The sequence below is a fragment of the Acidiphilium sp. genome (assembly GCF_049977125.1).
In the GTDB taxonomy this organism is placed as follows: Bacteria; Pseudomonadota; Alphaproteobacteria; order Acetobacterales; family Acetobacteraceae; genus Acidiphilium.
On sequence record NZ_JBMFGY010000326.1, the window covers coordinates 1 to 2,006 of the forward strand.

A 2,006-nucleotide genomic window follows, 5' to 3' on the forward strand; every position below is an offset into this window, starting at 1 on the left:
TCAGTCAGTCTGGAAATACGAGGAAGGTATCAGCGACATCCCGTTGAGTCGACTTCTTAGATACTGCCAGATCGTCAGAATATCGTCTGACAAAATATTTGCCGGGCTCATATCGACGGTCGTGCCGGAACCTGCCGGGCCGCGAGCTAGTCTGCCGCTGGTCGGTCCGACGAACGTGAAATCCGAGTTGACAACACGTGCGGTCGACGAGAGGAGCCGCCAGCCCTCGCGGAATGAACCTGATGCGAAGCCGATCTCCTACCATCGGCAAATCAGCCCATCGTATTCTCTGCTGACCGTCGAAACGATCGATACCGTCCCAAGCGAAACAGGTACTGGAAAGGCAGACTCCGACATGTCAGATTCTCAAGCAGTTCCATTCGTTATTGGGCAGCCCCGACAAACCTCCTGATACGGTGGATTTGACCGAAGTCAATTGGCCGACATCCTATTTACGGTACCCGCAGACTCTTCCTCATTCTTGGTGCAAACCGATTATCGAAACGGGTAGCATCCGAACACGTAGAAGGTCGACGCCTGCTCTGCCATACATTGATCGCTTGAGCGTCTTTAAGCGGTTGATCTGTCCTTCTGTCTGACCATTGCTCCAAGATTCTGTCACCGCAACTCTGACCGCGTTGATATCGCGACATAATTGTTTCGCGAAGCGCTTCATAGAATAGATGCCAGATTGTTTGGCGGATTCGATCCAGCAGTCCAGCTTTTCCGTAGTTCCCCCGATTAAGATGCCTCGGAATCTCATCGCAAGGCTGCGCATTGCTGCAAAATCGGGCGTATCGCGCTTGAGTGCATCCACCTCTTCCGCCTGCCGTGCCGTCAGCAACGGCCGTGGTTTGATGCAAAGCGCCGCGGCGACCAGCGGTGAGGTCGTTTGCTGGCTGCTAGATTTGGCGCGCGTGGCCACCTCGCTGGGAGAGGCAAGGGTTCCTTTTGAAGATTTTGTTTTATCTCGCCAAGGGGAGAGGAACCGGGCCAAGTATGAAAAACAACCAGTGTAGCCTAGGTGCTTGATTTCGTTGAATAATCCGCGCCCGTTTTGATAACCCTCTGCCCATCGGGATTCGAGGTAAGCCTTGTAAAAGGCTGGTGTACACGGCTTTGGCGCCATAGGATTTCTTGTTGGCAGCGTCTGGAGACAGATCCACTTGTCAACCCGCTTTCGACTGAGGCCCAACTCCCGAACGATCTCAGCCGCCGTGTTTCCGGCCTCGTAAAGGGTTCTAACCTGCATGAAGATGGCGCTTCGCGCTTGCACAGCTTGGGATCGCTGCTCCAGCGCCTCACGGGGCAAGTTGTCGTTTTCCCCTGCAGGCGCAGCCGGGTGGCCCGCTATTCGTATGGGCCGCCAAATCCCCCCAAGCTGCTTCTCGATTGCCTCGCGGAGATTTTGGATGAGATGGAAGCGATCGGCAGCTTGCCGGGCATGCGGGGCGCCGGACACGGCGGCGGTCGCATACAAGCCGCACCGGTCGCGGCTGACTATTTCAATGGTGGGGTGTTCGACCAACCAGGACGCCGCGGTTATAGCGGATCGGTCGGGCAGAAGATCCACTACGGTTCGCTGCTCCAAGTCTACCATGATCGTGCCGTAAGTCTGGCCTTTTCGCCAAGCCCAGTCATCAATTCCGATCGCCTGCAAACTGGGTGTCGGGGGCCGTTCTTTGGCTGCCCGCTTCAGCTGACGGAGTATCGTGTCGTCGCTCGCAGGCATCGCGAAGCGTTCCATCAACCGCTCCCCTGGACGCCCTCCCGCGCTGTGCCCAATAAGCCGGACCAGTTCCATGACCCGGCAGGAGCGGCGCGCCAAAGGCGATGCGATTCCTGGCAAACGCTCGGTGAATATCTTTCGTGCGCAGGCTGGATTGCGGCAACGCCATCGCCTTGAGCGCAGCTTGATCATGACCGGAATGCCCTGAACCGGCAGATCCTGGAGACAGCGAAGATAGGAGCTGTGCCTGGAACCGGACAGAGTGCGGCAACCGGGA

Annotated in this window: 2 protein-coding genes; one reads left to right on the forward strand and one right to left on the reverse strand. The window is 57.0% G+C overall.

What is annotated here, in order from left to right:
- A partial coding sequence (locus ACP5E6_RS18675; protein WP_427956920.1) for a hypothetical protein occupies nucleotides 1–412 on the forward strand: 412 nt, incomplete at its 5' end.
- 63 nt (nucleotides 413–475) lie between these two features.
- Here ACP5E6_RS18675 and ACP5E6_RS18680 read toward each other — a convergent pair.
- On the reverse strand, nucleotides 476–2,006 hold a 1,531-nt coding region (locus tag ACP5E6_RS18680; protein WP_427956922.1), incomplete at its 5' end, for an ISL3 family transposase.